The organism is Paenibacillus amylolyticus, assembly GCF_001570725.1.
In the GTDB taxonomy this organism is placed as follows: domain Bacteria; phylum Bacillota; class Bacilli; order Paenibacillales; family Paenibacillaceae; genus Paenibacillus; species Paenibacillus amylolyticus_A.
In genome coordinates, this window is the sequence record NZ_BCNV01000006.1 from 202854 (window position 1) to 229386 (window position 26533).

At 45.0% G+C, this 26533-nt stretch carries 27 protein-coding genes; 16 read left to right on the forward strand and 11 right to left on the reverse strand.

Annotation, left to right across the window (positions count from 1 at the left end; genetic code table 11):
* Positions 1 to 4: 4 nt before the first annotated feature.
* The 5 genes from PAHA3_RS24470 to PAHA3_RS24485 all read right to left on the reverse strand — a co-directional run bounded on the left by PAHA3_RS24470 (position 5) and on the right by PAHA3_RS24485 (position 5764).
* Entirely contained in the window at positions 5 to 1042 is a 1038-nt protein-coding gene (locus tag PAHA3_RS24470; protein WP_062837277.1) for a phosphotransferase family protein, read from the reverse strand.
* Positions 1043 to 1063: 21 nt separating this feature from the next.
* A complete protein-coding gene (locus tag PAHA3_RS24475) occupies positions 1064 to 1867 on the reverse strand; it encodes an SMI1/KNR4 family protein (protein ID WP_235599556.1) in 804 nt (267 codons plus the stop codon).
* 21 nt (positions 1868 to 1888) lie between these two features.
* Positions 1889 to 2038 (reverse strand): hypothetical protein, encoded by a 150-nt coding sequence (locus PAHA3_RS31000; protein ID WP_235599557.1) that lies wholly within the window; start codon positions 2036 to 2038, stop codon positions 1889 to 1891.
* Between the two features lie 166 nt (positions 2039 to 2204).
* Positions 2205 to 3236: a ribonucleotide-diphosphate reductase subunit beta gene (locus PAHA3_RS24480; protein WP_062837278.1), complete on the reverse strand. Its 1032-nt coding sequence runs from the start codon at positions 3234 to 3236 to the stop codon at positions 2205 to 2207.
* A 209-nt stretch (positions 3237 to 3445) separates the two neighbouring features.
* Entirely contained in the window at positions 3446 to 5764 is a 2319-nt protein-coding gene (locus PAHA3_RS24485; RefSeq protein WP_062837279.1) for a ribonucleoside-diphosphate reductase subunit alpha, read from the reverse strand.
* A 774-nt stretch (positions 5765 to 6538) separates the two neighbouring features.
* On the opposite strand from PAHA3_RS24485, the gene PAHA3_RS24490 reads away from it, so the two are divergent.
* The 3 genes from PAHA3_RS24490 (at position 6539) to PAHA3_RS24500 (ending at position 8719) form a co-directional block, all read left to right on the forward strand.
* Positions 6539 to 6865 (forward strand): MTH1187 family thiamine-binding protein, encoded by a 327-nt coding sequence (locus PAHA3_RS24490; RefSeq protein WP_062837280.1) that lies wholly within the window; start codon positions 6539 to 6541, stop codon positions 6863 to 6865.
* A 221-nt stretch (positions 6866 to 7086) separates the two neighbouring features.
* Positions 7087 to 7461, forward strand: coding sequence for a hypothetical protein (locus tag PAHA3_RS24495; protein ID WP_062837281.1), 375 nt, complete (start codon positions 7087 to 7089; stop codon positions 7459 to 7461).
* Positions 7462 to 7486: 25 nt separating this feature from the next.
* Positions 7487 to 8719, forward strand: coding sequence for an exo-alpha-sialidase (locus tag PAHA3_RS24500; protein WP_062837282.1), 1233 nt, complete (start codon positions 7487 to 7489; stop codon positions 8717 to 8719).
* Between the two features lie 85 nt (positions 8720 to 8804).
* Here the strand turns inward: PAHA3_RS24500 and PAHA3_RS24505 are convergent, their stop codons facing one another.
* A complete protein-coding gene (locus PAHA3_RS24505) occupies positions 8805 to 9929 on the reverse strand; it encodes a PsbP-related protein (protein ID WP_062837283.1) in 1125 nt (374 codons plus the stop codon).
* Positions 9930 to 9944: 15 nt separating this feature from the next.
* Entirely contained in the window at positions 9945 to 10370 is a 426-nt protein-coding gene (locus PAHA3_RS24510; RefSeq protein WP_062837284.1) for a helix-turn-helix domain-containing protein, read from the reverse strand.
* A gap of 352 nt (positions 10371 to 10722) precedes the next feature.
* On the opposite strand from PAHA3_RS24510, the gene PAHA3_RS31005 reads away from it, so the two are divergent.
* The 6 genes from PAHA3_RS31005 (at position 10723) to PAHA3_RS24530 (ending at position 15789) form a co-directional block, all read left to right on the forward strand.
* The gene (locus tag PAHA3_RS31005) at positions 10723 to 10827 is read left to right on the forward strand and encodes a hypothetical protein (protein ID WP_017690880.1); all 105 of its coding nucleotides are present in this window, start codon (positions 10723 to 10725) and stop codon (positions 10825 to 10827) included.
* 43 nt (positions 10828 to 10870) lie between these two features.
* Positions 10871 to 10978, forward strand: a complete 108-nt coding sequence (locus PAHA3_RS30750) for a sporulation protein YjcZ (protein WP_201028111.1) — start codon at positions 10871 to 10873, stop codon at positions 10976 to 10978.
* Between the two features lie 172 nt (positions 10979 to 11150).
* On the forward strand, positions 11151 to 11450 hold the full coding sequence (locus tag PAHA3_RS31010; RefSeq protein ID WP_062837285.1) for a hypothetical protein: 300 nt from the start codon (positions 11151 to 11153) through the stop codon (positions 11448 to 11450).
* 999 nt (positions 11451 to 12449) lie between these two features.
* Positions 12450 to 13046 (forward strand): RNA polymerase sigma factor, encoded by a 597-nt coding sequence (locus PAHA3_RS24520; RefSeq protein ID WP_062837286.1) that lies wholly within the window; start codon positions 12450 to 12452, stop codon positions 13044 to 13046.
* Complete coding sequence (locus tag PAHA3_RS30755; protein WP_062837287.1) at positions 13043 to 14026, forward strand: anti-sigma factor; 984 nt, start codon at positions 13043 to 13045, stop codon at positions 14024 to 14026. Before PAHA3_RS24520 ends, PAHA3_RS30755 begins: the two co-directional genes overlap by 4 nt.
* 251 nt (positions 14027 to 14277) lie before the next feature.
* Complete coding sequence (locus PAHA3_RS24530) at positions 14278 to 15789, forward strand: HD domain-containing phosphohydrolase (RefSeq protein ID WP_062837288.1); 1512 nt, start codon at positions 14278 to 14280, stop codon at positions 15787 to 15789.
* Positions 15790 to 15793: 4 nt separating this feature from the next.
* Here the strand turns inward: PAHA3_RS24530 and PAHA3_RS24535 are convergent, their stop codons facing one another.
* Positions 15794 to 16447 (reverse strand): phosphatase PAP2 family protein, encoded by a 654-nt coding sequence (locus PAHA3_RS24535; RefSeq protein ID WP_062837289.1) that lies wholly within the window; start codon positions 16445 to 16447, stop codon positions 15794 to 15796.
* 478 nt (positions 16448 to 16925) lie between these two features.
* Between PAHA3_RS24535 and PAHA3_RS24540 the strand changes: the two genes are divergently transcribed.
* From PAHA3_RS24540 to PAHA3_RS24555, 4 genes are all read left to right on the forward strand, one after another.
* Positions 16926 to 18341 (forward strand): ATP-binding protein, encoded by a 1416-nt coding sequence (locus PAHA3_RS24540; RefSeq protein ID WP_062837290.1) that lies wholly within the window; start codon positions 16926 to 16928, stop codon positions 18339 to 18341.
* 208 nt (positions 18342 to 18549) lie between these two features.
* Positions 18550 to 19707, forward strand: coding sequence for an MFS transporter (locus PAHA3_RS24545; RefSeq protein WP_235599558.1), 1158 nt, complete (start codon positions 18550 to 18552; stop codon positions 19705 to 19707).
* Positions 19708 to 19814: 107 nt separating this feature from the next.
* Positions 19815 to 20501 (forward strand): oxidoreductase, encoded by a 687-nt coding sequence (locus tag PAHA3_RS24550; protein ID WP_062837292.1) that lies wholly within the window; start codon positions 19815 to 19817, stop codon positions 20499 to 20501.
* A 147-nt stretch (positions 20502 to 20648) separates the two neighbouring features.
* Entirely contained in the window at positions 20649 to 21023 is a 375-nt protein-coding gene (locus PAHA3_RS24555; protein ID WP_017690870.1) for a RidA family protein, read from the forward strand.
* A 112-nt stretch (positions 21024 to 21135) separates the two neighbouring features.
* Here PAHA3_RS24555 and PAHA3_RS24560 read toward each other — a convergent pair whose 3' ends face one another.
* Positions 21136 to 21894 carry a tryptophan-rich sensory protein gene (locus tag PAHA3_RS24560; protein ID WP_062837293.1) on the reverse strand — a complete coding sequence of 253 codons (759 nt, stop codon included), beginning with the start codon at positions 21892 to 21894 and terminating at the stop codon, positions 21136 to 21138.
* Positions 21895 to 22127: 233 nt separating this feature from the next.
* Here PAHA3_RS24560 and PAHA3_RS24565 point away from each other — a divergent pair, with 233 nt between their 5' ends.
* On the forward strand, positions 22128 to 23093 hold the full coding sequence (locus PAHA3_RS24565) for an arsenic resistance protein (protein ID WP_062837294.1): 966 nt from the start codon (positions 22128 to 22130) through the stop codon (positions 23091 to 23093).
* Between the two features lie 553 nt (positions 23094 to 23646).
* Here PAHA3_RS24565 and PAHA3_RS24570 read toward each other — a convergent pair.
* Positions 23647 to 23880, reverse strand: a complete 234-nt coding sequence (locus PAHA3_RS24570; protein ID WP_062837295.1) for a hypothetical protein — start codon at positions 23878 to 23880, stop codon at positions 23647 to 23649.
* Between the two features lie 208 nt (positions 23881 to 24088).
* Between PAHA3_RS24570 and PAHA3_RS24575 the strand changes: the two genes are divergently transcribed.
* Positions 24089 to 24595, forward strand: a complete 507-nt coding sequence (locus tag PAHA3_RS24575) for a Pycsar system effector family protein (RefSeq protein WP_153028296.1) — start codon at positions 24089 to 24091, stop codon at positions 24593 to 24595.
* A gap of 14 nt (positions 24596 to 24609) precedes the next feature.
* The gene (locus tag PAHA3_RS24580) at positions 24610 to 25347 is read left to right on the forward strand and encodes an adenylate/guanylate cyclase domain-containing protein (protein WP_062837297.1); all 738 of its coding nucleotides are present in this window, start codon (positions 24610 to 24612) and stop codon (positions 25345 to 25347) included.
* Between the two features lie 8 nt (positions 25348 to 25355).
* Here PAHA3_RS24580 and PAHA3_RS24585 read toward each other — a convergent pair whose 3' ends face one another.
* Positions 25356 to 26324: an adenylate/guanylate cyclase domain-containing protein gene (locus PAHA3_RS24585; RefSeq protein WP_062837298.1), complete on the reverse strand. Its 969-nt coding sequence runs from the start codon at positions 26322 to 26324 to the stop codon at positions 25356 to 25358.
* Positions 26325 to 26533 lie beyond the last annotated feature (209 nt).

Sequence of the window (26533 nt, forward strand, 5' to 3'; positions counted from 1 at the left end):
AAATCTAATCATCCAGTAATGCAAGAATTGAATCAATGGACTGCTCTGCCCACTGTGCAAAAGGCAGGTCGGCTGCCCACGTCACTTGTCCTGTCGCTTTGGCTTCACCCCACCACAAGATACGTTGATAGAGCAGATGCACGCTGAGACGTGCACGGAAGTGCTGACATTTCTCCACATCTGCTGCACAGACCAGATCCCGGTAGCGGCGAAGGAACTGTGCGGCCAGTTCTGGCTTACCCTCACGGACATACCTGGTGGACATTTTGGTCAAGTCGGCTGTGCCGTCTCCGAAATAGGCAGTTGTGAAATCGAACAGACCACTAATTTGCCAGTCTGAAGAAGGATCATCCTTTTTTTGAACTAGCACATTCTCGACCTTGAAGTCTCCCATGACAAACCCGGGAACAGCTTTGGACCGAAATGCCGGTTCCGCATTCTTGAATTGCTCGTCCACCCACTGCACATCTTTATCCGTAATCACCGAGTACTGTTCAGCATCATGTAACCAGTGGCGGATAGTTCCGTACAACCAGTCCAGATAATCGCCTGCAAAGGAAACAATCTGCTTCGCTACAGGATCATATTCCCCAGCATCAGGCACCTTCCAGCGGTGCAGTTCAGCCAAAGTATGGGCAAACATACAGGCGATCTCTTCCTGATCTTGCTGTGACAGTGAGATCTGGAATGCTGGATCATACAGGTGATTCCCCGGCAGGCGCGGCATGATGGCATAACTCCAACCTAGAAGATTGATATCTTCATGTAATAAATAGGGGTCAGGGACGGGAATGGACGTATGCTTCGCCAGTTGTTCTACGAAGAACTTTTCTTCCTGTAATTGTCCTGAATATAACGGATTACCTTTCAGAATATACTCTCCACGGGAAGAGCGGATGAGCAGTGTTTGGCCCATAACGCCTTTATCCGTTCGTTGATAATCTTCAAGGGTTCCCAGATCATATTCATTCAGCGCATCTTGCAATGAAGCTGACGCCACTTCGCCGAGTTGATTGGAACCAAAATATATACGGGTTGTCATATGGCCGGACCCTCCTGGATTTTAGTTCTCATTCTGTTCGTCAGACAGGTCATACGTATCCTCATCGAGCAAGCCACGGATGAAAGCTTCAAAATTCGGCGCAAGATATGTAATCTCATAATCATTTTCCTGATCCACATGAACCACACAAGGCTCGCCTTCAGGACCACAGAAGCGATAATCCAGCATAACGACATCATGACCAGCGGACGGACAATCACAGATTACAATCCCCAGATCGGGGTATCCCCAATCTTCGATCATGAACCGACTTCCCAACTCACCGCCCAGCGCGTATATCTTATCGTGTCCGATTCCCATAATGCTTGAAATGGCAATGTGATCATCAGCCCAGGAAGTCGCTTCTTTGGTAGGAAATACAGTGCGCGCGGGGATGCCGCCGTTCTGGGTATTCATTAAATGAATATAGGAAGCGGGCAGCTTGTACCCCAGTTCCTTCTCAATAGATACAATCTCTTCTTCATCGAAAGGTTCCGATACATGATTTTCCTGCGCATAATCGCTGTGTACCCAGAACGTTCCGGGAGCGTAAGTCCCTGATGCCGCTCTTAGATGGTTCTGTGTGCCGCTCTGCTCCAATGCTGCGATATTCTCTTCATGGCGTTGTCGATCAAGCCGCATCTTCTCCGCTTGGGGGCGAATCTGGCGAAGGAATTCAAGCGTAGACTCATCATGAGGCAGAAGTTCGTCAGCTCTCTCAAAAGCCAGTAGTGCCTGTTCATAGCTCGCGATGTAACAGTATGCGTAACCCAAGCGGTATTGCCAGAGCGGGTCGTTTAACCCTTGCTCCTGTACTGACAACAAATGTTGAATAGCTTCGCGGTATCATGCGTCATTATTATAGGCTCTGGCGAGTTGACCAATCAGATCATAATCCTGCTCTGAGACGGGGATACGTTCAATACGTTCGATAATGAGTCTGAATTGGTCCTGCTCATGCCACAAGTTGATTTGTTCCAGCAGTTCTCTATCCATTAATAGGCCTCATTTCAGTCGGAGGGATGTGAATCTCTTCCAAACTATCTTACTAGGTTAAGGGACAAAAAAACACTCCCGCATGCAGATAGCCATGAAGGCATTCTATCCAAGGGAGTGCTTTAATGTGTGCTTATTTATATTGGTAATACTCGATCAGTAGAGTTTACAAATCGTCAAATCCGTTATCGTCGCCAACTTTACCATAGTTACGGGATTTGGCTTCGAAGAAGTCGGTTTTGGTTGCATTCAGTGCTTCATCGGAGAATGGTTTGATCCAAGGCATGCAGTTTACATCCACACCTTCATACGCTTTCTCCATACCCATCAGACGCAGACGTTTGTTGGCGATGTACTTGATGTAGTCTTCCAACTCGTTCAGGTCAATACCGCGTACGTTGCTGAGTGTGTAATGTGCCCAGTTGGTTTCAAGCTCAACAGCACGATGGATGGTTTTGTATACATAGTCCATGTTCTCAGGTGTGTTCAGTTCAGGGAAGTCTACCAGCAACTGTTTGTACACTTCGGCGAAGAAGTAGCAGTGTTGGTTTTCATCCCGCTGGATATACGAGATCATTTGGCTGGTTGCCATCATTTTCTGGTCACGGGCCAGATTGTAGAAGAAGGCAAACGTACTATAGAAGAAGATTCCTTCGAGTACCAGATCGGCTACCATCGCTTGGAAGAATGTCTGTGGAGACGGCTCGTCCCGGAAGTTTTGATAGATATCAGCGATGAAACGGTTGCGGTCAAGCAGTACCGGATCGTGTTTCCAGTATTCAAAAATTTCTTTTTGCTCCCGATCGGATACGATCGAAGACAGGACGTAGGAATACGATTGGTTATGAACGACTTCCTGTTGTCCGATAATGGCCGAGATCGCTTCGAGTGAAGAATCAGTAAAGTAACGTTTTACATCACCAACAAACATCGTCTGCATGGAATCAAGTACCGCAAGCAGGGAGATGTTGATTTTGAACGTACGTTGTTCTTCCTCGTCGAGTTGAGCAAACTGGGAAGCATCTTTGGACATTGGAATCTCGTCTGCGATCCAGTGGTTGAGCAGCAGTACTTTGTATAATTTGTACATATGAGGCATGCGAATGTCGTTCCAGTTCAGGATACCGGAGCATTCACCTTCAATAATACGGGTCGATTGGTTAGGGGCTTCGGTGTTGAAAATTTTCTGTACTTGCATTGTTCCGTTCACTCCTTGAAATTTCATAATGTTCTGCCGACAGAACTTTGGAAAATCATCTATATCAACATCTTGCGATGCTGTGATCGTGTTTTAGGCAAAAAAGAACCAGGGCAACGCCATTTTGCAATCAAAACAGGATGCCCTGGTGGTCACCTTGAATCTAGTAAATCTTCTCTATCGTGGATAAAACGTAACTTGCGATAAAATCAAGCTTCTTCAATCGTTAATGCCCGGCTACGAACATAATAAGTTGATTTCATGCCGGCTCTCCAGGCGTGCAGATGCAATTCCAGGAATTCTGTTGCTTTGATATCCGGTCGAACGTAGAAGTTGAAGCTTTGTCCCTGATCGACGTGACGCTGACGGGCAGCTGCCATATTAATGGAAGCATGTTGATCCACCATGAACGCCGTTTGGTAATAAGGGCTTGTTTTTTCGGACAGATCCGGAGCTGGATTGGCAATTTTGTACGTTGTTTTCTCTTCATAAGATAACAGCTCATAGAGCGGATCAATACTAGCCGTTGAACCGGCAATGATGGACGTGGAACCGTTAGGTGCAATGGCGAACAACCAAGCATTACGTACACCGTTTTGTTGTACTTCAGCTTGCAGTTCTTTCCACTGTTCGGTTGTCACGAACTCGCCTACACGCTCACCTGACGTGTACTCGCGTTGGTCAAAGTAGTGACCACTTTCCCAATCGGAACCTTTGAATTTCGGATAATGTCCTTTTTCTTTGGACAGTTCCATACTGGATTTCACGAGCAGGTAGTTAATTTTTTCATACAGATTATCGTTATATGTTACCGCTTCTTCAGACTCCCAATGAATGCCTTCGAGAGCAAGCAGGTGGTGAAGTCCAAACGTTCCCAGACCGACTGCGCGATATTGGCTGTTGGTATATTGGGCTTGCAACACTTCAATGTTGTTAATGTCGATAACGTTGTCCAGCATGCGCACCTGAATCGGAACGAGACGCTCCAATACATTATGAGGTATAGCACGTGCCAGATGGATGGAGTTCAGGTTGCAGACAACAAAGTCGCCAGGCACTTTGGAAATCACGATGCGAGTTTGTCCATCTTTGGTTACGAGTTCTTCCTTTTCAATCACAGTGGCAGACTGGTTCTGCATGATTTCGGTACACAGGTTGGAGGAGTATACCATACCGTGCGCACGGTTAGGATTCGAGCGGTTAACCGTATCCCGGTAGAACATGTATGGCGTACCTGTCTCCAGTTGGGATTTCAGTACACGCTTCATGATATCGATCGCCTGTACTGTAATCCGGGACAGCAGTGGGTGATTCACCGCTTCTTCGTATTTATCACGGAACGCACCTTCGCCAAAGGACTCATCGTAGAAATCTTCCAATCCGAGTGCACGACCATTTTCGTCTTTCCAGCCCATCACTTTCTTCGTTTCGTGCGGACAGAACAGGCTCCATTCGCCGCGAGTGGATACCCGCTCCATGAACAAGTCAGGCAGACAGATGCCGTGGAATACGTCATGCGCACGCATCCGCTCGTCGCCGTTGTTCAGCTTCAGATCGAGGAAGGCCAGGATGTCTTTGTGGAAAACGTCCAGGTAGACGGCAATGGCACCTTTACGTGTACCGAGCTGGTCTACGCTGACCGCTGTATTGTTCAGTTGGCGAATCCAAGGGATTACACCGGAACTTGTATTTTGGTGACCACGGATATCCGAACCACGAGCTCTGACTTTGCCGAGGTAAACGCCGATGCCGCCACCCATTTTGCTCAGACGTGCTACATCCGTGTTGGAATCGAAGATACCTTCGAGTGAGTCGTCCACCGTATCAATGAAGCAGCTGGAGAGTTGTCCGGCTACTTTTTTTCCTGCATTGGACATCGTAGGAGTAGCTGCGGTCATGTACATGTTGCTCATTGCCCAGTAAGCTTCCTTGACGAGATCCATACGTTTCTCGGCAGGCTCCTGATGCATTAGGAACATGGCGATAACCATATAACGTTCTTGCGGCAATTCCATTACTTTTCCATCAAAATCGTGAGCGAGGTAACGTTCTGCCAGTGTGAGCAAGCCGATGTAATCGAAGAGCAGATCGTTGCGATAGTCAATGCATTCAGCAAGTTCGTCGATCTGTTCTTTGGTGTAACATTCCAGCAATTCTTCGCGGTAGATACCTTTCTTCACGAGATCTACAAGGAGAGGATGGAATGCGCCGTAAGGCTCGTCCGCGTAAGATTTGTATCTGCGGTTGGTAGCCGCTTTTTTGTATAGGGAAGTGAGCAGGGAGCGTGCCGCTGCAAATTTCCAATTAGGCTCCTCTTTAGTTACGAGTTCCAGTGCGCTCATGATAAAAGCGTTACTGATTTCGTCTCCGGTAACTTCATCACGGCGGAGCTTGCTGTTTACCCCACGTACCAGACGTTCCTTGTCCAGCATTTCCAGTCCTTCCAGAGTACGGTCGGCATATACCGAGATGCGCATATCATCAAAGGCAAGCTGGCGGTTGTTCGGCTTGGTCACAACTTGTGGCATGAATATTCCTCGCTTTCGCATGTTTAAGAGATAAATTGGAGAAATTCTTTATATAAAGAATTGAGTGTCTTCTTACGGTGAGAAAAAGGTAAAGGTTGCGTTTGGCGGACTGAAACGGCGGTGACAGGTCATGTCTTAAATCGCTCAACTTGAGGAGCACAAAACAGCACAATGCAGAACATGCTCATATAAAAAGCATTCTCCCCGCCTCGCGGCTGAAAATGCCCATGGATGCTCTGGCTTCCTTACTGTCTTAGAGGTTCAGTATATCGACAGAAAAGGGTGCTTATGTAAGCTTTTGTCTATTGCAGATGTACCTGTAGTTTGAGGATACCGGATGCAGTCCAAACAGCCCCGTTAACCTCCGAGTCAACTCTGTTTCGAGAAAGCGATTTACACCTACAGGGACGTGCCTTTGGAGGTGATTTCATCCTGTTTTTCGCGAGAATGCAGAAGGTGACTAATAGAAGCGGAGAAATCTAGTGTTACTACATTTTGTAGCTGTCAACATACTGTAACCCAACATATTGTGTTTGTAAAGTGGGCCGATACAGTAAAACGTAATTCCGAGTATACCATTTAAGCCAGGAATCCGCAAAGGAAAAGGACTGGAAGATTTGAAGATTTATCAAAAAAAAATTTTGACCAATTTGAATGACGTCTTCACGTCAGTTTGAATTGTAACGTATTCAACTGGTAGAATAAAAACAGTCAAAAAGCGACTAAAAATAAGTGGCAGCGGTTGTTCACGGGGCCCAGAGGAGGCGGAGCAAAATGGCAATAGCAGAAGTGACTGTAATTCCAATTGGAACAGGTACAACGAGTCTGAGCGGTTATGTGGCAGACATGCAGAAGGTATTGGAACATCAACGGGGCATTACATATCAGTTAACTTCCATGAGCACCATTATTGAGGGGCCGCTTAACGAGGTCTTTACAGCAATTGCGGCTTTGCATGAAGCGCCGTTTTTGTCAGGAGCTCAGCGTGTATCCACATCCGTCAAGATCGACGACCGTCGGGATAAACCGGATGCCTCAAGCATACAGAAGTTACAATCGGTTCAGGACAAACTGACATCACTTCAGACAAGACCTAATTAACGAAGTACAACGCAGTGAAAAAAAATAGTCTCAAATCACTACTGCAAGTCCCGGTCCGGGGCTTGCAGTTTTTGCTCTTTATTGTGGTTTTCAAAGTTAGGCGATTCTTGCAAGGATTCTTTCAGAAATTCGCAGATTCTGCCGTGTCTTTCAACGAGAGACCACATATTTTATAGTATACTGTCAAGCTTTGTCGATGGTGGTATAAGAGGAAAGGAGCGATGAAAATGCCCTATAGTACAGGTCTCCTCTTTAACTCTCCAAACGGGGGTGATCGTGCCACACAATTAATTGTGACCTGTTTGAATGATTCGGTTAACATCCCATCCAACATTGAGCTTCAGGTCTTTCGCTGGGACACTTCACAGAACGCCAGAATTCCAATAGGTCATGATCTGTTCCAACTACCAGCTCAAGTGTCCAAAACTTTATTGTACACCCTGAATGCTGCTGATTATTTTGAGGTGCAGAGTGACTTTTTCAGCGCAACCAGCACGATTATTCAGGCTTATAGTTTGGACTCCGTAGGCAATATCACGCAGCGTGTGCTGCAATCGGAGATGATGTGGATAGACCGCTTTACCAATATTCCATAATTTCAATAGACGGAGGTGAATGCAGATGCCGGTTGTAAATATTACAGGAGCACTGGGTGGCAGTCAGTTCGAACCGTCCATTGCGGTTAATGTATTACTTCCCAATATTATGTGCGTTGTTGCGGTCGATACAAGTGCGGGACCGACACGGACCGGATTCTATCGTTCCATTGACGGGGGGCAGACCTGGACGACAGCAATCTTGCCACAGCCTGCCGGATACGAAGGTGCGGAAGCGCCTACGATTGATTATACCTTTCCGAGTACATTCATTGTGACGGTGCATGTGTTCAATGGGGAGAATGACGGAACGATTATCAGCTATACGTCACTTGACGATGGGGTGACCTGGACTCCGCCTGTATTTATAAACAGAGGTTACGGACTCGTTGTCCACAATGATGAACCGTTTATTGCCTGTGACCGCACACCAGGCAGTCCGTATCGAGGGAATGTTTATGTCGGCTATACCCCGCTGGCAACGGCAGCGTCTTCAATCTTTTTACAACGATCTGAGGATGTGGCGTCAACCTGGCAGATTCCGAGTCGGATTTCCAATCCAAGAGGTTTCCATGATCGGGCGACCATCGGGATTGGATTCACAGGGGAAGTCTACGCCGGTTATATCCTCACGGGTCCTGGGAGTGCGTATGCGTTACTTCGGACTTCCTATGACGGGGGTGCCACATTCCAGCCACCTATAAGTAATCAGTCCACACTAATTGCCTCTGTTGTACCTTCGCCACAGGTTCTGCCTGTACCGAATTATGCATTTCGAGTTCAAACCAACCTGAACCTGGCTGCAGATATCTCCAACAGTATCTATAGTGGTAGGGTCTACGCCGTTTGGAACGATGCCCGGAATGGTTACACGGATGTATTCATGTGCAGCTCACCAGACGGATTGCTCTGGAGTGAGCCGGTCAGTATTACAGGAGCACCCGTGGGAACACAGAATTTCTTTCCTTCCCTTACGGTATCTCCATTTACCGGTACAATAAGGGTTATTTATTATACCAACCAGTTAAATGGATTTTTGCTGGATGTATATGTGGCGGAGTCGTTTAACGGAGGGACAACCTTTACGAATCGGAGACTCACTACAACATCGTTCAACCCGAATGGGAACTCGCCAACACCGACCGTGCTCATTGGCGACTATATCACTGCTTACACCCAGGCACCTGACAATCTGGCTGCGGTATGGATGGCAACAACCCCGCCCACAGGGAAGCTGGATGTATATTTCGGGTCATAAAACAGAGATGTGTCTATAAATTAAAGGACAAAAGGACCAGCTTAATGTTCATTAAGCTGGTCCTTTTGTATATGCATGTAAAATATTAATCTGCAATTACCAGTGAAGCACCAATCAAAGTAGCATTGGTATAACCACCACCAACATTTTCAAAAGAGAAGTTGGTAATTGGTGCACCGATCACAGTAGCGTAATCGCCGTCAAGCAGATCTCCCGTCGTTGCAGGGTATAATGCTATAATATCGTTTCCGTTTTCATCCATGACATGAATGATAGAGAAAGTTGCTCCAAGAGAGCTATCTTCTTCAACGGAAATAACTTCCCCGCTAACTTGTACGAAAGTATTGTAATAGTTGGCCACATTTTTATTCAGATGACGGGTCGTTACATTGGAGTCAACGAGACCCCGTACCTTTTTGCTTAGTTCTGCCGTAATGGCCGGGAATACATCGCTATGTTTACCAAAGAAATCGTAAGAAGCCTGCTCCATAAAGGCTGTATCTTCTGTAATGTACGGAGTTAACTCATTAAAGAAATCGGCAGCTGATGACGTGGCCGATGAATTTCCAGTCGTTGCAGTTGGTGTTGTTTGCTCCAGAGGAGCGGTAATGCTCAGGGAATCAAGGATATCTTTGATCTCGTCCTGATTATAAGTATCCTTGGCGTAGGTTAACGTCATGCTATAGAGTTCTGTATTGGTTGGAATCAGATATTGGACAAGGACAACATCTGTACCCGATGTGTGTTTATACGAGCCTTCCAAGACACCAGCGCTATATTCTTTATAAGGCTTGTTTGTGTAGCTGGTTTTTTTATAATCGGAAATGCCGATAGTTGAACCGTTTTGTGTGTAATAATCAACTACATTATTGGCGTATTCTTCAGGGTTGATTGAACCTGATGGGCTAGCCTCAATCGTCAAGTTAACGTTATCTGCAAATGTTGCTGATGAAGATTGGTCCGAGAAAGCAGCTTTAATTGCCGGAACATTCATTTGACTTGTATCTACGCTTTTCCAGGATTCAGGATATGCAAAAGAAAATCCATCTCCACTATATGTAGTGTATTTCGCAGCTTTAGCTTCCGTTGAAACAGTTTCAGTTGCTTGGGTTGTTTCCGAAGTTTGGGTATCGGCTGTTGTGTTTGTTTCTGAATTGCCACAAGCGCTAAGCAATGCGGCTAGTGCCAGAATCGTAATAAGTTTCTTCATTATGTCTAATTTCTCCTAATGTGCTTCCCATCGGTTGGGATTTTTTCTAAGGTCATCATGTTGTCTGGGATAATCCAGTTTAGTTGCCCGTGATTGCTCGCTAATAAACTTAAAGAATTGCCTGGTTTCATCCTTGAGCTGATCCGGGGCATGAAGATATTTTCGGAAGAAGGCTCCATGTACAGGGTGTTGCAGATAAAAATGTTCATCGTGGTCTGGGGTGACATCGGGAAAAGGATTTGTGGTAAGTCCAATAAGGTAATCAGCGGTTGTTCCCAAAACAATCACCAGGCGACCTAAAGCATCTGGATCAGGTTTCCTGTGGTTGGTTTCATACCGGGACAATTGGACTACTGTAAGATTGGTTTGTAGTGAACATTCTTTCTGTGATAACCCCTTTATTTCCCGTAAGTGTTTAATGCGTTCGCCAAGAGTGGGCATAGACACTCCTTTCTACTTTATTAGTAAAATAATAACATTAATAAAGATTTCAGTATTCATAATTACCAAAAAGGTAATTTTTCTGTATTTAACAAATTGAAATCTCATAATATACCGTATTGGTAATCTCATTGGAAGATAGTACATTAATTTTACAAAGGTAACTGTGAGATTTATTTATGAGTTAAACACATTGGAATATCGCATTCAGACTTAAGAACTAACCCTGTGTATATGTGCAAGGGGCGATTAATCTGTGGAAAAAAGAGCCGCCCATTTTCGGCCTGAGCCCGGTCCCATGTGTGATTGGTGCATATAGTGAACTGTACCTCAAATCAAAGGAGGGGTTTACATGAGTGGAGTAGTAGGTGGATACGGCGGCGCATGGACATCGACTGGCGCGATCTTGGTTCTCTTTATCTTGTTGGTCATCATCTCTAAAGCATTCTTGATCTAATAAACCGTTTGGACCCTAATATATTCGTAAAGGAGGGTTCTGCATGAGCAAAGTAGTTGAAGGCGTAGGATACGGCGGCTGGACATCGACTGGAGCAATCCTGGTTCTGTTCATTCTTCTCGTAATCATCACTAAATCATTCTGGGTATAATATGGCGAGCTCTGCCGGGCAACCGGTGGGGTTTTTTTTCTAGAGGACAAGCATGGGAAGGGCACCCAACGGCTAAACGCCCATTTTGTCAAAATGAGGGCAATAGCCCGGTCCAGAGGTAGGCTAAATACATAGGTTAGGGGTGTAGGCAAATGTTAAGGAGGAATGAACAATGAGCGAAGTAAAACCAAACTCACCGAACGGACAGGGGCATGTATACGGACATATGGGAGGAAATGGACACATGTATGGATATCAATACACAGGTCACGAGATGCACGGATATGGCTGCGGCACAATGCCGATGGGCTACGGTTACGGACACCAGCCTAATCAGGCTCCAATGATGCATGGTTATCACCACGGTTGTGGAGTATCCTATGGTCATGGCGGCGGAAGCTGGGGCTCCATGGGTACGATCCTCGTGCTGTTCATCTTGCTGGTCATTATCTCCAAAACCATGTTTATCTAATTAGTTGTCAGTGCAACGCGGCTTTGCTGAATGTGGATCGTTACGATAGGGGCTCTAAATAAACTCCGAGTTTGAGTTCCATGTTGAGGCCATAACGTACCTATGATTCAGAGCGGGACAGCGCAGGATTTTATCCTGCGGTGTCCCTTTTTTATAAGAATTAAGTGAAGGAGCGTGGGGATGAAAATGGGAAAAGGGGAGGTCTGCTCGAATTAGCAAACTCCACAGACTCTATTCCATGAATATATGCAAAAATTGACGGCTTAACGAATCGTAGACATCTTATTATCTGAATTTGGGTATGTTTAGAGCCTATACTGATGAATTGACATCGATTAACGTGGCTGAGATTCGTTAGATTTTACATAGCACAGAAATTCTCAATATAAGGTGTGCAGGATTCGTTAGCGTCTGGTGAGCGCAAGGAGAGACTTTTCTCAGTGAAGGAACGGTGTCCAACAGTATGTAGATGATGCTGAAATGTATATGTAGACATGGATAAACACCCGGAACCCAATTCCGGGTGCTTGTGTATGTTTTCAATCTTCTCAAGAATAAGTGATATCCAAAACAACAAAAGCCCTACCTCTCTTTTGTCCTTGCGGCTCCGATGACCGCGCCAGTGTGAATGGGAACATCTTGTGAAACTCTGTACTACCGGGTTATTGTTATGCAGGTTCTTCAATCTTCATAGGTTGATTGTGCTTATTCGCTGCGGTCGCAGCATGAAGAAAATATTCCGGGGTTTAAAGAAGACAGAAATCATATGAGGTTGTTTGATACAACTCTTATACTATACCACAGGCTGTAATTTTTTGCAATAAAAAGGAAAGCTGCGAACAGAGCAACATGTTTTCAGACTGTTTTAAGTTAGAAGGTGAAAAGTTGGTTTGAAAAGATACAGAAAATTTTTCAAACTTTTTCTCCTTAGTGGTAATCCTCTTCAAAAGTTTCTGCGTAGGTTATAATAAGAGGGAAGAAACAGAAAGGGGCCCTCGCATGACTGAATCGATGGAGGACAGCAGGTTAATGCGGCAGATTGCGGAACGAGATGCTTCCGCACTGGAGCTTTTATATGACCGTTATGAGCGAGCGGTATACTCTTTTGCCTACCGGATTGTTGGTGATCCCATGACGGCAGAGGAGACCGTTCAGGAACTTTTCCTGCGGGTCTGGAATAATGCTGAACGATACGATGCCTCACAGGGGAAGCTGACCACATGGATGTTTGCGATTACGCGTAACATTGCAGTGGACATGCTGAGGCGGAAATCAAAAGGAGCAGCGGCTACTTCAGTTGAACACGAGACACTGGCGGCCTATGCCGATGAAGATACGAACACGGAAGAAGAAGTACAACGTAAATGGGAAGGCACCCGGATTAAAGAGGCGTTGTCCCAGTTGAACGGTGATCAGCAACAAGTTATCGAATCGATTTATTATGCGGGATTAACCCAGCAGGAAGTATCCAGCCGATTCGGGATTCCGCTGGGTACAGTAAAGAGCCGTGTCAGGCTTGCCATGCGGCAGCTCCAAAAGTTGCTGGCCGATGCTGAATTGCATCCGGACGCGGGAAGGGAGGGCATACATCCATGATAGAACGACATGAGGAGTGGTCTGATCTGGCACCGATGTATGTGCTGGGCGGACTGGAAGCAGAGGAAGTGGCGGCGTTTGAAGCGCATATGGCCAATTGCGAACCTTGTCGCCAGGAGGTGAGGGAATTGCAGGAAGTGACTGGCTTCCTGCCACTTGCGGCGGAACCTGTAGCACCGCCGCCTGGCATGCGAGCACGTGTGCTGGGCAACGTGCTCGGACATGTGCAGGAGAGCGCCGAGGCGAAGCCAGCGGCTGCTCCTGCACAGCCTGAAGCACCTGTGGTGCTTCAGGAGGACCTTGCGCCGCAGCACGAACGTGCGGCGCAGCCCGGGCCAGGCCTGCCGCCGGTAACGGCGGAGCCTGCGGCCCGGGTGAAAGAGGCTGCCCAGGCACAGCCATGGCAGCCACAAGCACGCGCGCGTGCGCGCAGCAGCAGCGCCTGGCGCATAGCCAGTGCCGCCCTTGCGGCAGCGGCACTGTTGCTGGGCGTGTACACGGCGCAGCTGCAGAGCCAGATCGACTCGCTGACGCAGCAGGCGGCGGGCTCGTCGGCTACGCAAGAGCAACTGGTGCAGGCACAGGCGCAGAATGCGCAGCTGCAGGAGCAGCTGGCATCAGCTCTGGAACCTGCACAGGGCATGCAGACGGGCGAGGCAGTGAAGCTTAATCCTGCAACGCAGGATATTGTAGCTCAGGGTCTCGCAACCATCGTGATTGACAGCAAGGGCACTCACCTGGTTGTGCAGGCTGAGAACTTGCCGAACCTGGAAGGCAACGAGGCATTTCAGGTCTGGTTGATCAAGGGGGATACCCCTCAGAATGCGGGGACTTTCCTTAGTCGTGACGGCACGGGAGCGGTATACTACACATTGGATTCGGCGAACGACTATGATACGGTTGCGATCACGCTTGAACCGGATGCCATGGGAGATGAGCCGCGCGGTACGATGATTTTGGCTGCCAAGATCAAAGGATAAATATAGGATATATCATAAAAGGCTGCTCCTTCGTGGAGCGGCCTTTTCTTGTTGTCCGGATTGCCACCAAGTTACCGTGGAAAGGGTCAAATATTTTGAAACGTTTCGATAGATGGAGTTTTGGTGTCTAATCAGCAGATTTTATTAATTTTTTTGGTTTGAATAACCGATAAACAAATAGGAGGCTATACCCTTAATCTCCCCGTGACATCAAGGGAGAACTGGTTGCACATAGAGAGCGAGGGGTTCAGTTGGAAGTATACCGTTCATTTATTTTTCGTCTGCTACGCAATTATCTGATCGGTTCACTGGCAGCTGTTTTTGTTGTCGGTACAATGGTTATGGTATCCACCTTGCAGATACCCAATATTCAATTTGTTCGACTCATCTTCATTGTGTTGATCTCACTCTTGTTCATGCTTGTTGCAGAATTAATTACACTGTGGGCGCAGCTTGGACCTATAAGGCAATTTTTTGCTTCCGAGCATCACGAGAAAGATGAACTGAACCGCATGTATGAGAGTGTTCATCGTTTCCCCGGACAGACCATATATCGGATTATGGGTCCGCACATGCTTGGTTTTTCAATTCCGGCAGCCGGATTAACAATATGGATGATATCCACGGGGTGGCTTGAGTTCCCTTATGGGTACGTTGTGGTGGCAGCTGCGTGTGCAATTTTGATCGCCGTCATGCATGCACTGATTGAGTATTATCTGACGGTGCGGGCAGTTAGACCCTTGCTGCTTGAGATTCGTCATCGAGGCAAAGTCCAGTATGGGATGGAACCTTCACTGGGAGGACGCATCCTGGTGTCGATTCAGCGTAAATTTCAGCTAAGTACGGCACTGATCGGATTATTTCCTTTATTTTTGTTTTTTCTGGCTACATATATTCGGCTTCAGTATATGGATAGTGAGTTTGCAAAAGAGTACATCCTGTGGGGCGTATTTATCGTCATTCTAGGCGCTGGGTTTGCACTGGTTGGTAGCTGGCTGTTGATTCGGGATGTTCGTGATCCGGTTGCTGAACTGACACATGAGATGAACCGAATTCAAGGGGGAGATCTTGGCAGAAGAGCCCCAGATCTGTATGCGGATGAATTTTCGGCGTTGATCTCCGGCTTCAATATGATGATTAATCGGCTTGAGATGAGACAGGAACGTAATCGGCAGCTGCTGCAAAGTTATTTTTCTACGTTGGCGGCTGCATTGGACGCCCGAGATAAATATACGGCAGGGCATTCGATGCGTGTAGCAGAGTATTCGCTGATGATCGGCAAGCTGAGCGGAATGGATGAAGAACAGGCGGATTTATTGTACAAATCAGCCCTGCTCCATGATATCGGGAAAATCGGCATACCTGATGAGGTGTTGCTGAAGGATGGAAAACTAAGCGATGAAGAATTCGCAATTATTCGGACACATCCCGTACAGGGGGAGAGCATTCTGCTCCAGATTGAACCCATTGATGCCATGGCTGACTTTTTGCCTGGTGTACGATCCCATCATGAAAGATACGATGGCAAAGGGTATCCGGACGGAATGGCAGGCGATGAGATTCCGCTATTTGGCCGCATCATTGCGGTTGCGGATGCCTTTGATGCCATGACGTCTGATCGACCATACCGGAATGGGATGAGTCACGAGAAAGCACTAACGATTTTGGAAGAAGGAAAAGGGACCCAATGGGACCCCTATTTTGCAGGTTTGTTTATTGATGAATGGAGACGACAACAGCATATTCAGAAACCGTCGAAGTGAGGGATCAGCTGATCCCCTCTGTCCACTTCGATTCTTTTCTGCGTCTCCGGTATTGAGAGAGGCCAGTTATGATGGTGAGAACACATTCGCCGAGTATGACTGCACCCAGGGCATCGTAGATCACATGCTGTTTGATCATTAGCGTGGATACGATAATGGTTGCTGCCCCGGCGGCCACCAGAATCTTGATGGGTTTGCGGATGCTTGGAACCGAGAGAACGGCACGCATAACGAGATAAGAGTGAAGAGAATGAATACTTGGAAAACAATTATAAGGGCGATCCTGGCTATAGAGCCATCCGAGAACAGATGCTCCCAGACCTGTCCCCGTTAGTTCCGGACGCGGTACCATGGTCTGAAAGTTGAAGTAGATCAGATAACAGATCCAGACACAGATATTCATGGATAACAAAACACGGTAATACGTCAGGCGATCCTTGGCACACAGGTAAGCCAGCACACCAAATACAAATGGGTACCAGCCCAAATATGGAATGGACATGGCAGGTACATAGGGGATGATCCGGTCAAGCGAGGAATCAAGCACTACGAACCCGCGTTCCGGACTATTTAAAATATCGTAGAACAGTCCCATGACGGCCAAAGACAGCATTAAACTTAGTGACAGCCAATAGGATTTACTTTTTAACAACTGCACAACACCTTACTCCTTTCATTCATGCTCTCTAGGAGCATGACCCCAGCAAATAACTATATAAGTTGCACTATACATTCATTTACACGAGAACGGAGAGGACAGAAATAACCTGAAGAAGCGGAGCTAAAAGCTTTCTGAAAGAAAGCTGAATCGGAAGCATACGCTTCGCCTTTATCCACGGATTTTCCCTTTCAGAAAAGGGAATCGAAAAAATTTGGGGATAACAGCGATCAGAAGGTTGTTCTGTCATCGGAGTGGCAAGTGTAATTATTCTTTAGTTCAATCTATATAGTAGTTTAAATTTAAACAACAATATATTCTACTACGTCCAGCGCACAAATTGAATCCTGATTTGTGTATTTTTGTGTATTTTTTTGACGAAGAAGGAATGCGTAAGCTTCAATGGGCATGATATGATAGAAACACATACGGACGAAGGTAATTTGGCCAGTAAAGTCGGGACAACAGGAGTGAGTGAATGCAATTTTCAAAAATGTTCGTATTGAATATGGGGATGCTTATAACGATTGCCTATCTTGCTAGTGTGTTCTATAAATATATCGTAATACGTATCTCTTCTCGAATGAAGCAAATCAGCTCCGTGCTTGTCCTTATTTTTGCAGGTTGGATCAGTACGGTTTTTGGCCTTCAACTTACCGATGAAGTGATCTTTGATCTTCGTTATGTCCCTTTAATTGTTGCCGTTTTAACGTATAGACAACCCTATAGCGTAATTATCGTAGGTGTCGGGATTGGACTGTCGAGGCTGACTTTTGGCATCACGGACGCTACTGTAGCAGCGGTAATTAATATGTCTCTTCTTGGACTGATATGTGCGGGTTTAAATATATGGATGAGACGCAGCAGCTTTAGACTAATCAGTAAAGGCGTATTAGTGATACTCATCGTCAACGTATTTAATAGCATAGGCATAGCTATTTTTGGGGTAATCCCGGCTACATATTTTTTCTCGCATATTATGCCGTATACGCTTCCTACAGGTATTGCGCTCAGTTTGATGTTTGCATTTATTTTACGTGATTTTCAGAATGAACAGAATCGCATTTTGCTTATCCAAAGTACAAATCGGCTCTTGTCTGTGCAAAAGGAAGAGTTACAAAAAGCCCAGATTGTACTGGAGGATCGAGCCAAACAATTGATGATTGCCTCCCAATACAAATCGGAATTCCTGGCGAATATGTCACATGAGCTGCGTACACCACTGAACAGTGTCATTAACTTCGCCCAGATGATCAGTGAGAACGCTGATACGATGGATCAGGAGGAGATCGTACGTTTTTCTACCATGATTGATCACTCTGGCCAGGAACTGCTCACGCTCATTAACGATATTCTGGATCTGTCCAAAGTGGAAGCGGGACGGCTGGATATTGTGCTGGAGGATATCAGTGTCGCACAACTTACAGAAGATGCCATGAGTCACTTTCAGCTGGTTGCCGAGAAAAAAGGCATTCAGTTGCAAATGGATAAAAAGCCAGGACTGCCCGAGACACTCTGGTCTGATCCTCAGCGGGTTCAACAGATTTTGCGGAATCTGATGTCGAACGCCATCAAGTTCACTCACCGTGGGAAGGTCACGCTGACCGTAAGCACCAAGCTGATTAAGAATGCAGGTATTCAGAATCGATGGCTCGTTTTCTCCGTTCAGGACACAGGCATTGGTATTTCTGAGGACAAGCATCATTCCATATTTGAAGCATTTCAGCAAGCAGATGGATCGATTAGCCGCAAGTTTGGCGGGACTGGACTCGGTCTTTCGATCAGTCGGGATCTGGCCAGATTACTGGGAGGATCGATTGAACTTGAGAGCGTTGAAGGCAAGGGCAGCACCTTCCATCTCTATCTTCCGTTGAACCGTGAAAAAATGAGTTGACAACCTTCGCGCCGTGAGTAGAATTTGGGGTGACAACTAGCATCGACCGGCGTTCGAGACCCGGTCTAAGGAGTGTATCCCCATACAGAAGACGGTCAACGTTAACCCTCCCCCGTTAGCAAGCAAACCACGGCGCAAGGGTTCGACACAACGCACGAATTTATCGATTGCAACATGGGAGGGTGTACCGGCAATTATTTTACAGACATTGCTGGGAGGCCCATTTTTAACCGGGTTTCTGCTGTACCTTGGGGCCGGGTCGAGACATATCGGCTTTGTGCTCGCGATTACCACGTTCGTGAACATTGCCCAGATCGGAGCAGCTTACTGGATGCAGCGTATTCGCAGCCGAAAACGCATGCTGCTGCTATTTGTGGGCACACATCGTATCTTATGGAGTGCGACGGGACTGATCCCGTTTATATTTCCCAAAGAGTGGTGGGTAAGCGTATATATTGGTGTGTATACGGTTGCTTTTATATCAAATACCATCGGCGGCATGATCTGGACTTCACTGATTGGCGATATCGTACCTGCCAAGGTGAGAGGGCGTTATTTTGGAATTCGAAATACGATTCTGAATGCACTTGGAAGCGTATGCTTATTCGCAGGCGGGATTGTTTTGGATCGTTATCCCGGAGAAATGGGCTTTTTGATCCTATTTATTCCGGTTTGGATCTGTGCAATCGCGAATACAGTCATCTATTTCTTCTATCCGGACGTGCCTTTTGAACGTTCTACCGAAAAGGTTTTCTGGCGGATGTTTATCAAGCCGTTCCAAGATCGTTCTTTTCTTAAAGCAACGCTGTTCCTGGCTGTCTGGTTATTGATTCAGACCTTGATTGTTCCGCTTTATTCCTATGTGATGTTGGATCTATTGAATATTAATTATCAGACCGTGTCCCTGATCACGGTAGTCCAGACGCTGGTTATGATGGCCGGTTTCTATGTCTGGGGCAATCTGAATGCCAGATTGAGCAACAAAACTCTTTTATTTTGGACATTGCCTGTCATTGCACTCTCCTGTCTGTCGTGGGGGTTAATGTCGTTCATGCCTGTATTGGTCGCGCTCTTTCTATCTCATATCTTCCTTGGGATCGGTGTAGGTGGATTCAATCAGCTGGCATTTAACTTTACGATCGGAGATACACCGAAAAGCGAAAGACCCATGTTTGTCGCCGTGTATTCGGCTCTGACGGGAGTGACCTCGTTTCTTGGGCCGCTGATGGGCGGCTGGCTGTATGAAAAGATGGAAACCTGGTCCGATGCACTGGCCTGGATCTCTGCCTACGGATTTCAGGTGGGGGTTGGTGTAGTGATGCTGGTTCTTACATTTACCCTTGGACGTCGTGTACTGTTAAAATAGATATTGAATATTTACACTGGCACTTCGATGACAGAACAACCTTGTAAATGTTTAGATTGATCATATGTATCTGGTATGACTTCAAAAAAAGGTAGCGAAGTGGAGGGATGTATTTGAATCGTCTCGAACGGAAAGCCATGGTGATTGGAGCCACTGGGCTTGTAGGCGAATTACTGGTTCATCATCTGCTGGAGCACTCGGCATACAGCCTGGTTCGTGTTCTGGTTAGACGTCCGCTTGAGCTGCAGCATCCCAAACTGGAACAGCATGTGGTGGACTGGGAACAGCTGGAGAGCCAAGGCCACTTATTCGATGGAATCGATGACCTGTACTGTTGTTTGGGTACAACGATCAAAAAAGCAGGCAGTCAGGAGAATTTCCGTCAGGTGGATTACCATTACCCGGTTCGTGCAGCTACGATTGCGAAGCAGCACGGAGTATTACAGATGCTTGTAATCTCCTCAATGGGAGCGAGCGCAGGTTCCCGTGTCTTTTACAGTCGGACCAAGGGGGAAATGGAGGATGCATTGTCCGATATCGGTTTTCAGTCATTGCATATCTTCCGCCCGTCCTTAATCCTGGGAGATCGAAACGAGAAGCGGTTCGGTGAACAGATGGCTGCTCATGCGATGAAGCTTCTGGATCGCTGGATGAAAGGCAGAGTGGACAAATACCGGGCGGTCCATGCTGCGACCATTGCACAGGCCATGACGAATATTGCGTTGGTGCAAACCAAGGGAAACCATGTGTATCCGAATGATGTCATTCATGTCCTTGGTGTAGACGGAGGTTAGGAAACCTTTAAACTAGCTGTTTGCTTCATGTGGCTAGGGAGGGGCGTTTCTCGCTTGAGGTAGATCGTGGTATAATAGGCAACAAAATGAGTTCGAACCCTGACTCCTTGTGGCAGCAGGATAACGAACATGAAGGAGAACTCGTCCATGAAAAAACCAATCTCTACCGATCAGGCGCCAGGCGCCATTGGTCCATACAGTCAAGCCGTTGATGCAGGCGATTTCATCTACACTTCCGGACAACTTGGTCTGAATCCTCAAACGGGAGAGTTCGGCGCAGATGTACAGGAGCAGACACGTCTGTCTTTGAGCAATGTGAAGGCTATCCTTGAAGCAGCAGGTACAAGTATGGATAAAATCGTGAAAACAACGGTGTTCCTGAAAGACATGAACGACTTCGTTCCTGTGAATGAAGTGTATAGCACGTTCTTCGAACAGCCTTATCCTGCACGCAGTGCAGTGGAAGTTGCTCGTTTGCCAAAAGATGCACTGGTGGAGATTGAAGTTATTGCCCTGAAATAGGACAACCTAGACTCGCGCCGGTATACATAAAAAGCCGATTTCAGGTCGAATGACCAGAATCGGCTTTTTGCATTTTTACGTTATATTTAAGCGCTATATAGAAGGGGAAAACTCAATCACGATCCTGATTACGGGCGAAGAACAGCCATACCGCGTAGATGGCCAGTACGATCGCAATGATGATTGCCGTATAATATACGGAAGTGACATCCTTTTGTTTAAGTGCAATGGCAATATACGCCCATGTGAATACAAGAGGGTACACACTGTCCCGATAACGGAAGCTAACGAGAACAGCTAGCACCATACCGACAATCAGCATGATGATCGTCCAGGTCGGTTCGCTGATACCAAAACCATCCCAGCCTATTTTATATAACAGCACCGCTGCATTTACAATGGTTGCCACGCTAATCCATCCGAGATAGATGCTGAAGGGCAGCTTTACAAGCCAGATCTCAGCCGTGGTCGGAACAGTAATGGTACGTGTTTTTACATACAGCACGATCAGAGACAATAGAAGCAGTACAATGATCAGTAAAGCAAGACCGGTCTGCAAGTTTTGAAAAGCAAAAATCCATGCTACATTGAAGGCACAGCTTGCCAGAAACCAATACCCGAGACGGGTAATCGAATCCCTTTTCCAGGAAGCGGGCAAGAACTGATAGATCACAAACCCTGCTAGCAGCAGGTAGATCAGACCCCATATAGAGAAGGCATAGCCTGAAGGTGTGAGTAGCACAGGGTACATATCCGATACTTCTTTGTTGGTCTTGCCTCCGATTGGCAGAGCGTTGGAAAGGTAGTTCACGATAATTACAGCGATAAAACCAATGGCGTTTAACCACTTGTACGGATTGTTACGTGACATTGAGTTTCCTCCTTGGTTTAACGAAATGAATGAACCACGGGTCAGTCTACAATGAATATACCCAGTTCTCGCACATTCTAATAACAACCGCAAAAAAATTCACAAGATGACCTTTCAAATTCTTGTGCTCTGCCGCTACGTTGGAATGGTACTCTGTCCCAATGTACGCGAAGCGAAGCAAGAATATGTCCACACGATATTATGCCCCAATTGTCCAACGGAGGAGGAGAAGAATGCTTTCGAGAGAAACGATGGAAAAACAGCAGACTTGGTTCTATGTAGTTGCACTGTTCGTAGGAGCAGCGGTAGGGCTGAGTAATCCGGCATGGGGGAATATTTTGGGCTACACCGTGTCTCCGATACTTGCCATTCTGTTATATAGCATGTTCGTACAGATTCCCTTTCTACAGTTAAAAGAATCCTGGTCCAACCTGCGATTTATGGGCGCGTTACTAGTGGCTAATTTTATCGTTGTACCTGTAGTCGTTTGGTTGCTTACACTTGTCTTTCCGCAATCACCCGACGTTCTGATTGGAGTCTATCTGGTGCTGTTAACGCCTTGTATAGATTACGTCATTGTGTTCACACAGCTCGGCAGGGGCAATGAGAAACTGATGCTCGCGGCAACACCTCTCCTGTTTGTGATACAAATGATCCTGTTGCCGTTTTATTTATGGCTATTAATGGGTACCGAGGTAGCGCAGATCATGCAGGTAGGTCCGTTTGTGGAGGCTTTTCTGTTCCTGATCGTTATTCCACTGTTGCTCGCTGTCGTTACACAAGTCTTCTCAAGAGGTAAAGTGAGCGGGGAGCGTGTCATGAAAGCCACGGCATGGCTCCCGGTTCCGATGATGGCACTCGCGCTGATCGTGGTTGTCGCCTCCCAGATTGGCAAAGTCTACAATGATATGATGATCATCGTGAACGTGATCCCGATCTACGTTGCTTTTATGATCATTATGCCTTGGATATCACGAATCATTGCTAAGCAGTTTCGATTAAATATAGGCGCAGGGCGTGCGTTAATTTTCAGTTCAGCCACACGGAACTCGCTGGTCGTTCTGCCGCTGGCATTGGCACTTCCACCAGAATGGGCAACCATAGCTGCGGCTGCTATCGTTACACAGACGATAGTGGAGCTTGCAGGGGAGCTAATCTACATTCGACTTGTACCTGCGATGATTTTGCGGGATCGGTGAGCAGACTAGGACGTATCTATGTTATGATTTAATATAATTAATAAAACCATTTTTGGTAAATAAAAGGGGGAGATGAGTATCCCTACTTATCGGAAGATCATGTTCTACATGGATATTATACTTGTACCGTTTATCGTTATCTTTTTTTCCATAGCAGCTCATACAACAGGAAATAAAATTTATTATCTCTACTTTGGTGTAGCTGTAGCCGCAATCTTTCGAAGCATATCCTATCTTAGAAAAGAAAGAGCCAACAAATCGTCATGATCTATAAAAGTAAAAATGTAAAAAAGACTCTTATTTTTTTATTAAAAGTGATAACAACTCGCTTAAGGCCGGTAAGAAGAATTTAGATATAATGTTAGACATGTTATATACAATTCTTTCACTACTCCATTTTATTCAGCAAAAAACCAACTACTTTCGAACTCCAATTGTACACCCATCGCATTCCTATTGTGCTTATATTTCAAGTTTTATTTAATTGTATGGTTTTGAAAATCAAAAACACCGTCCAGCTATTTGCTAGCATGAACGGTGTTTTAATGATTATTTATTCAAAACGAAATGTAATGGGATTATTCCCGGCAATTCCACCAAAATTGAGCTCTCTAACATTTCCTTCTTCATCCAGAGAATATTCATTGTTTTCTGCACCTTGTTCGTTTAACTTTAATTCGTAAATTCCCATATTCCAATAGTCGAATTCATCACTATCGGAGACAGGTTCTACAACTCTGGTATAATTTTTTTGTTTCGCCGCTTCAAACAATTTTGCAAGGTTCATTTTTAACCCTCCTGTTTTTCAGTCAACTGATTCTATCATACTATTAGTGTATTTTTCCAATTACGATACTGTAATACTGTTTAATATAATTACCCAAAATGTTCGTATGTTAGATTTGTAGGTTATGGTAAAATATTCTTTAGGAAGCAGGAGATTTTATCATATTGAAAATTTGAGGTGATTCTTTTTGTCTAAGTATAGTTTCACGTTGGATTCATTTAAGAATATTCAAGAGTTAATTCGCTTTATGGACCAGAAATCGTCAGCAATCCTTGTTATTTTTGGATTTATTTTAACCGCATTTGTGAATAACGCGAGCAAACTTCATTTTGTGAATCCCTTTCTAATCTCGCCTTGGAATGGGTTCTTATCATCATGTACGCTTCTGGTCGGAGTTTCAACCCTTGCGTTGTTACTGTATAAAATCCGAATTATTATTAATGAAATTTTAAAACCGCGTGTTGCCAAACACTATCTTCCAGAACACTACTCCTTATTTTATTATGGACACATCAAGCTTATGGAAAAGGAACGGTACTTGGAAGAAGTAGAAAATATGCCCGAGAATCAAGCTGAACAAGAGCTTGCTGCACAAGTATATGAAGTTTCGCAAATTTTATCTTCAAAAACTGAGTCGTTAAATAAAGTTATGAGTCGTATGTTCTATCTTATAGGGCTTCTCCTTACTTTTATTTTCTTATCCCAACTTGTATAAAAGGATGTGTAGTTATGGGTTTGAAAGAGGATATCGTAAATAAAGTTAAAGAAATTATGGATACAAATTTCGAAGTCACTGATATTTCCTATGTGCCCGATATCAATGACACCAAGCTCACCTTTGGAAACACTGGGCTTCGGTTTGAAGCGACCACATTGTTCATAGACATGCGAGGTTCTACAAAAATTTTAAATCAACATAACCGCAGAACGGTTGCCAAAATTCATATGGCTTATTTTCACACTGTCACTAAAATAGCAAAAAGCCTAGGTGGCGAAGTCCGTTCCTTTAACGGGGATAGCATGCTTGTTTTCTTTCAAGGAACAAGCAAGCTTACTTTAAGCAATGCAGTTAAAGCTGCGATGAAAATGAAATACATGATCTCACATTCAGAAAGTGGAATCAATAACTACCTTTCTAAATATTCTGCAATTGATTTTGGAATAGGTGTTGATGACGGAAAAATATTAGCCACTAAAATTGGAATTGCAGGTGAAAATAATAGAGACATCTTTTGGGTTGGTAATGCAGTAAACAAATCAACTCGGCTGGGAGATGAGGCAAAAGCTCCTAATCATATTAGTATTTCAAGTTACGTTTATAATAATTTAACGGATGAAGTAAAAATTCACACATACACAAATGATTGGGGTGTTAAACAAGCTGTAAATATGTGGACATCACATACTTTTCAATATAACGACAGGTGGGAGACTTACTACAGTACCAATTATTATTGGGGCGTATAAGTACTTGATTAATTAGAGTTTTCAAAAAATGAAAAATGGACATCTCCTCCATAGATCTTTTCTTTAAATTCAGATAATAATTCTTGTGATTGTATTTTCCACCAGCCATTTACTAACGCTTTATCTTCGGGAGATTCCATTTTTAAACCCTCATAAACATCCTCTGTAAATAATATGGGTGGAGTTGTAAATGAGTATGTTGAAATACCAGGATAATGTATAAATGAAGTGAAGTTTGGATTTTTATGATTAATTACAGTAGTAAATGTCTTGTCTAGATCATCTAGAAAATTGGTAATGTTTCTTTTATACCAAGCTGTTTCCTTTGAGTATTTATACTCATGACGCTCTTCAATTATTGTTTCCGTTTTGGATATGGTTGTTGTTTTATTCGCCGCATCCGTAAGTTTAGATGCAATATTTGCAGGCCTTCCAAGCCAAACGAGCGATTTATTAGAAATATTTTCAGATCCTCTCTTAATAATTCCATTTTTAGAAACTATCATTTTTCCGTAATCGATACCAATTCCACATTTAATGTCATTCTTGTTAAAGTGTTTGTTTAGTAAATACTCGCTAATTGAGTGCATGAGTATCGCGGTGTTCAATGCGTTGGTACAGCATTGATAAAAGTCAAATACGACCATCACGCGGTCACCGACAATCCCTCTGACCTTACCTCCATATTGCTCCGCTGCTTTAACCATGGATCGGATAAACGCAGAATAAAGCTTCGTGACTATTTCTTTGCGGTGAGTTAGGTTAAGTTCGGTCGAGCGACGAATATCGATGTATAGTACGCACGTCTCAATGAGTTTTACCTTTTGCTGCATTGTTTCCAGATTTGGATACGTAATTAGCAGATCGTCGACTGTAGGGACAAACATCGTGTTTGTAACAACAATTTCGTAGTCCGACGATAAGATGAGTTCGATCTCTTCATCCAATGATTTTTTTAGATCCATGATGCTCCCCATGGATATCACTCCTTAAAGATTATAGATTTTACCGATAACTCTTATACTCAACCATCACAGCAAAAGAAATATGCTATGTGGGAAAAAATGTATCATATTTTAGCGAATCTTTCTATTATTTAATTATGAACAGAGGATAAATTACATAAGCAAGACTTACTCAATTTTAGCTGAGCTTAATAACATACTTCCTTTTTGAGTTGAAGCTC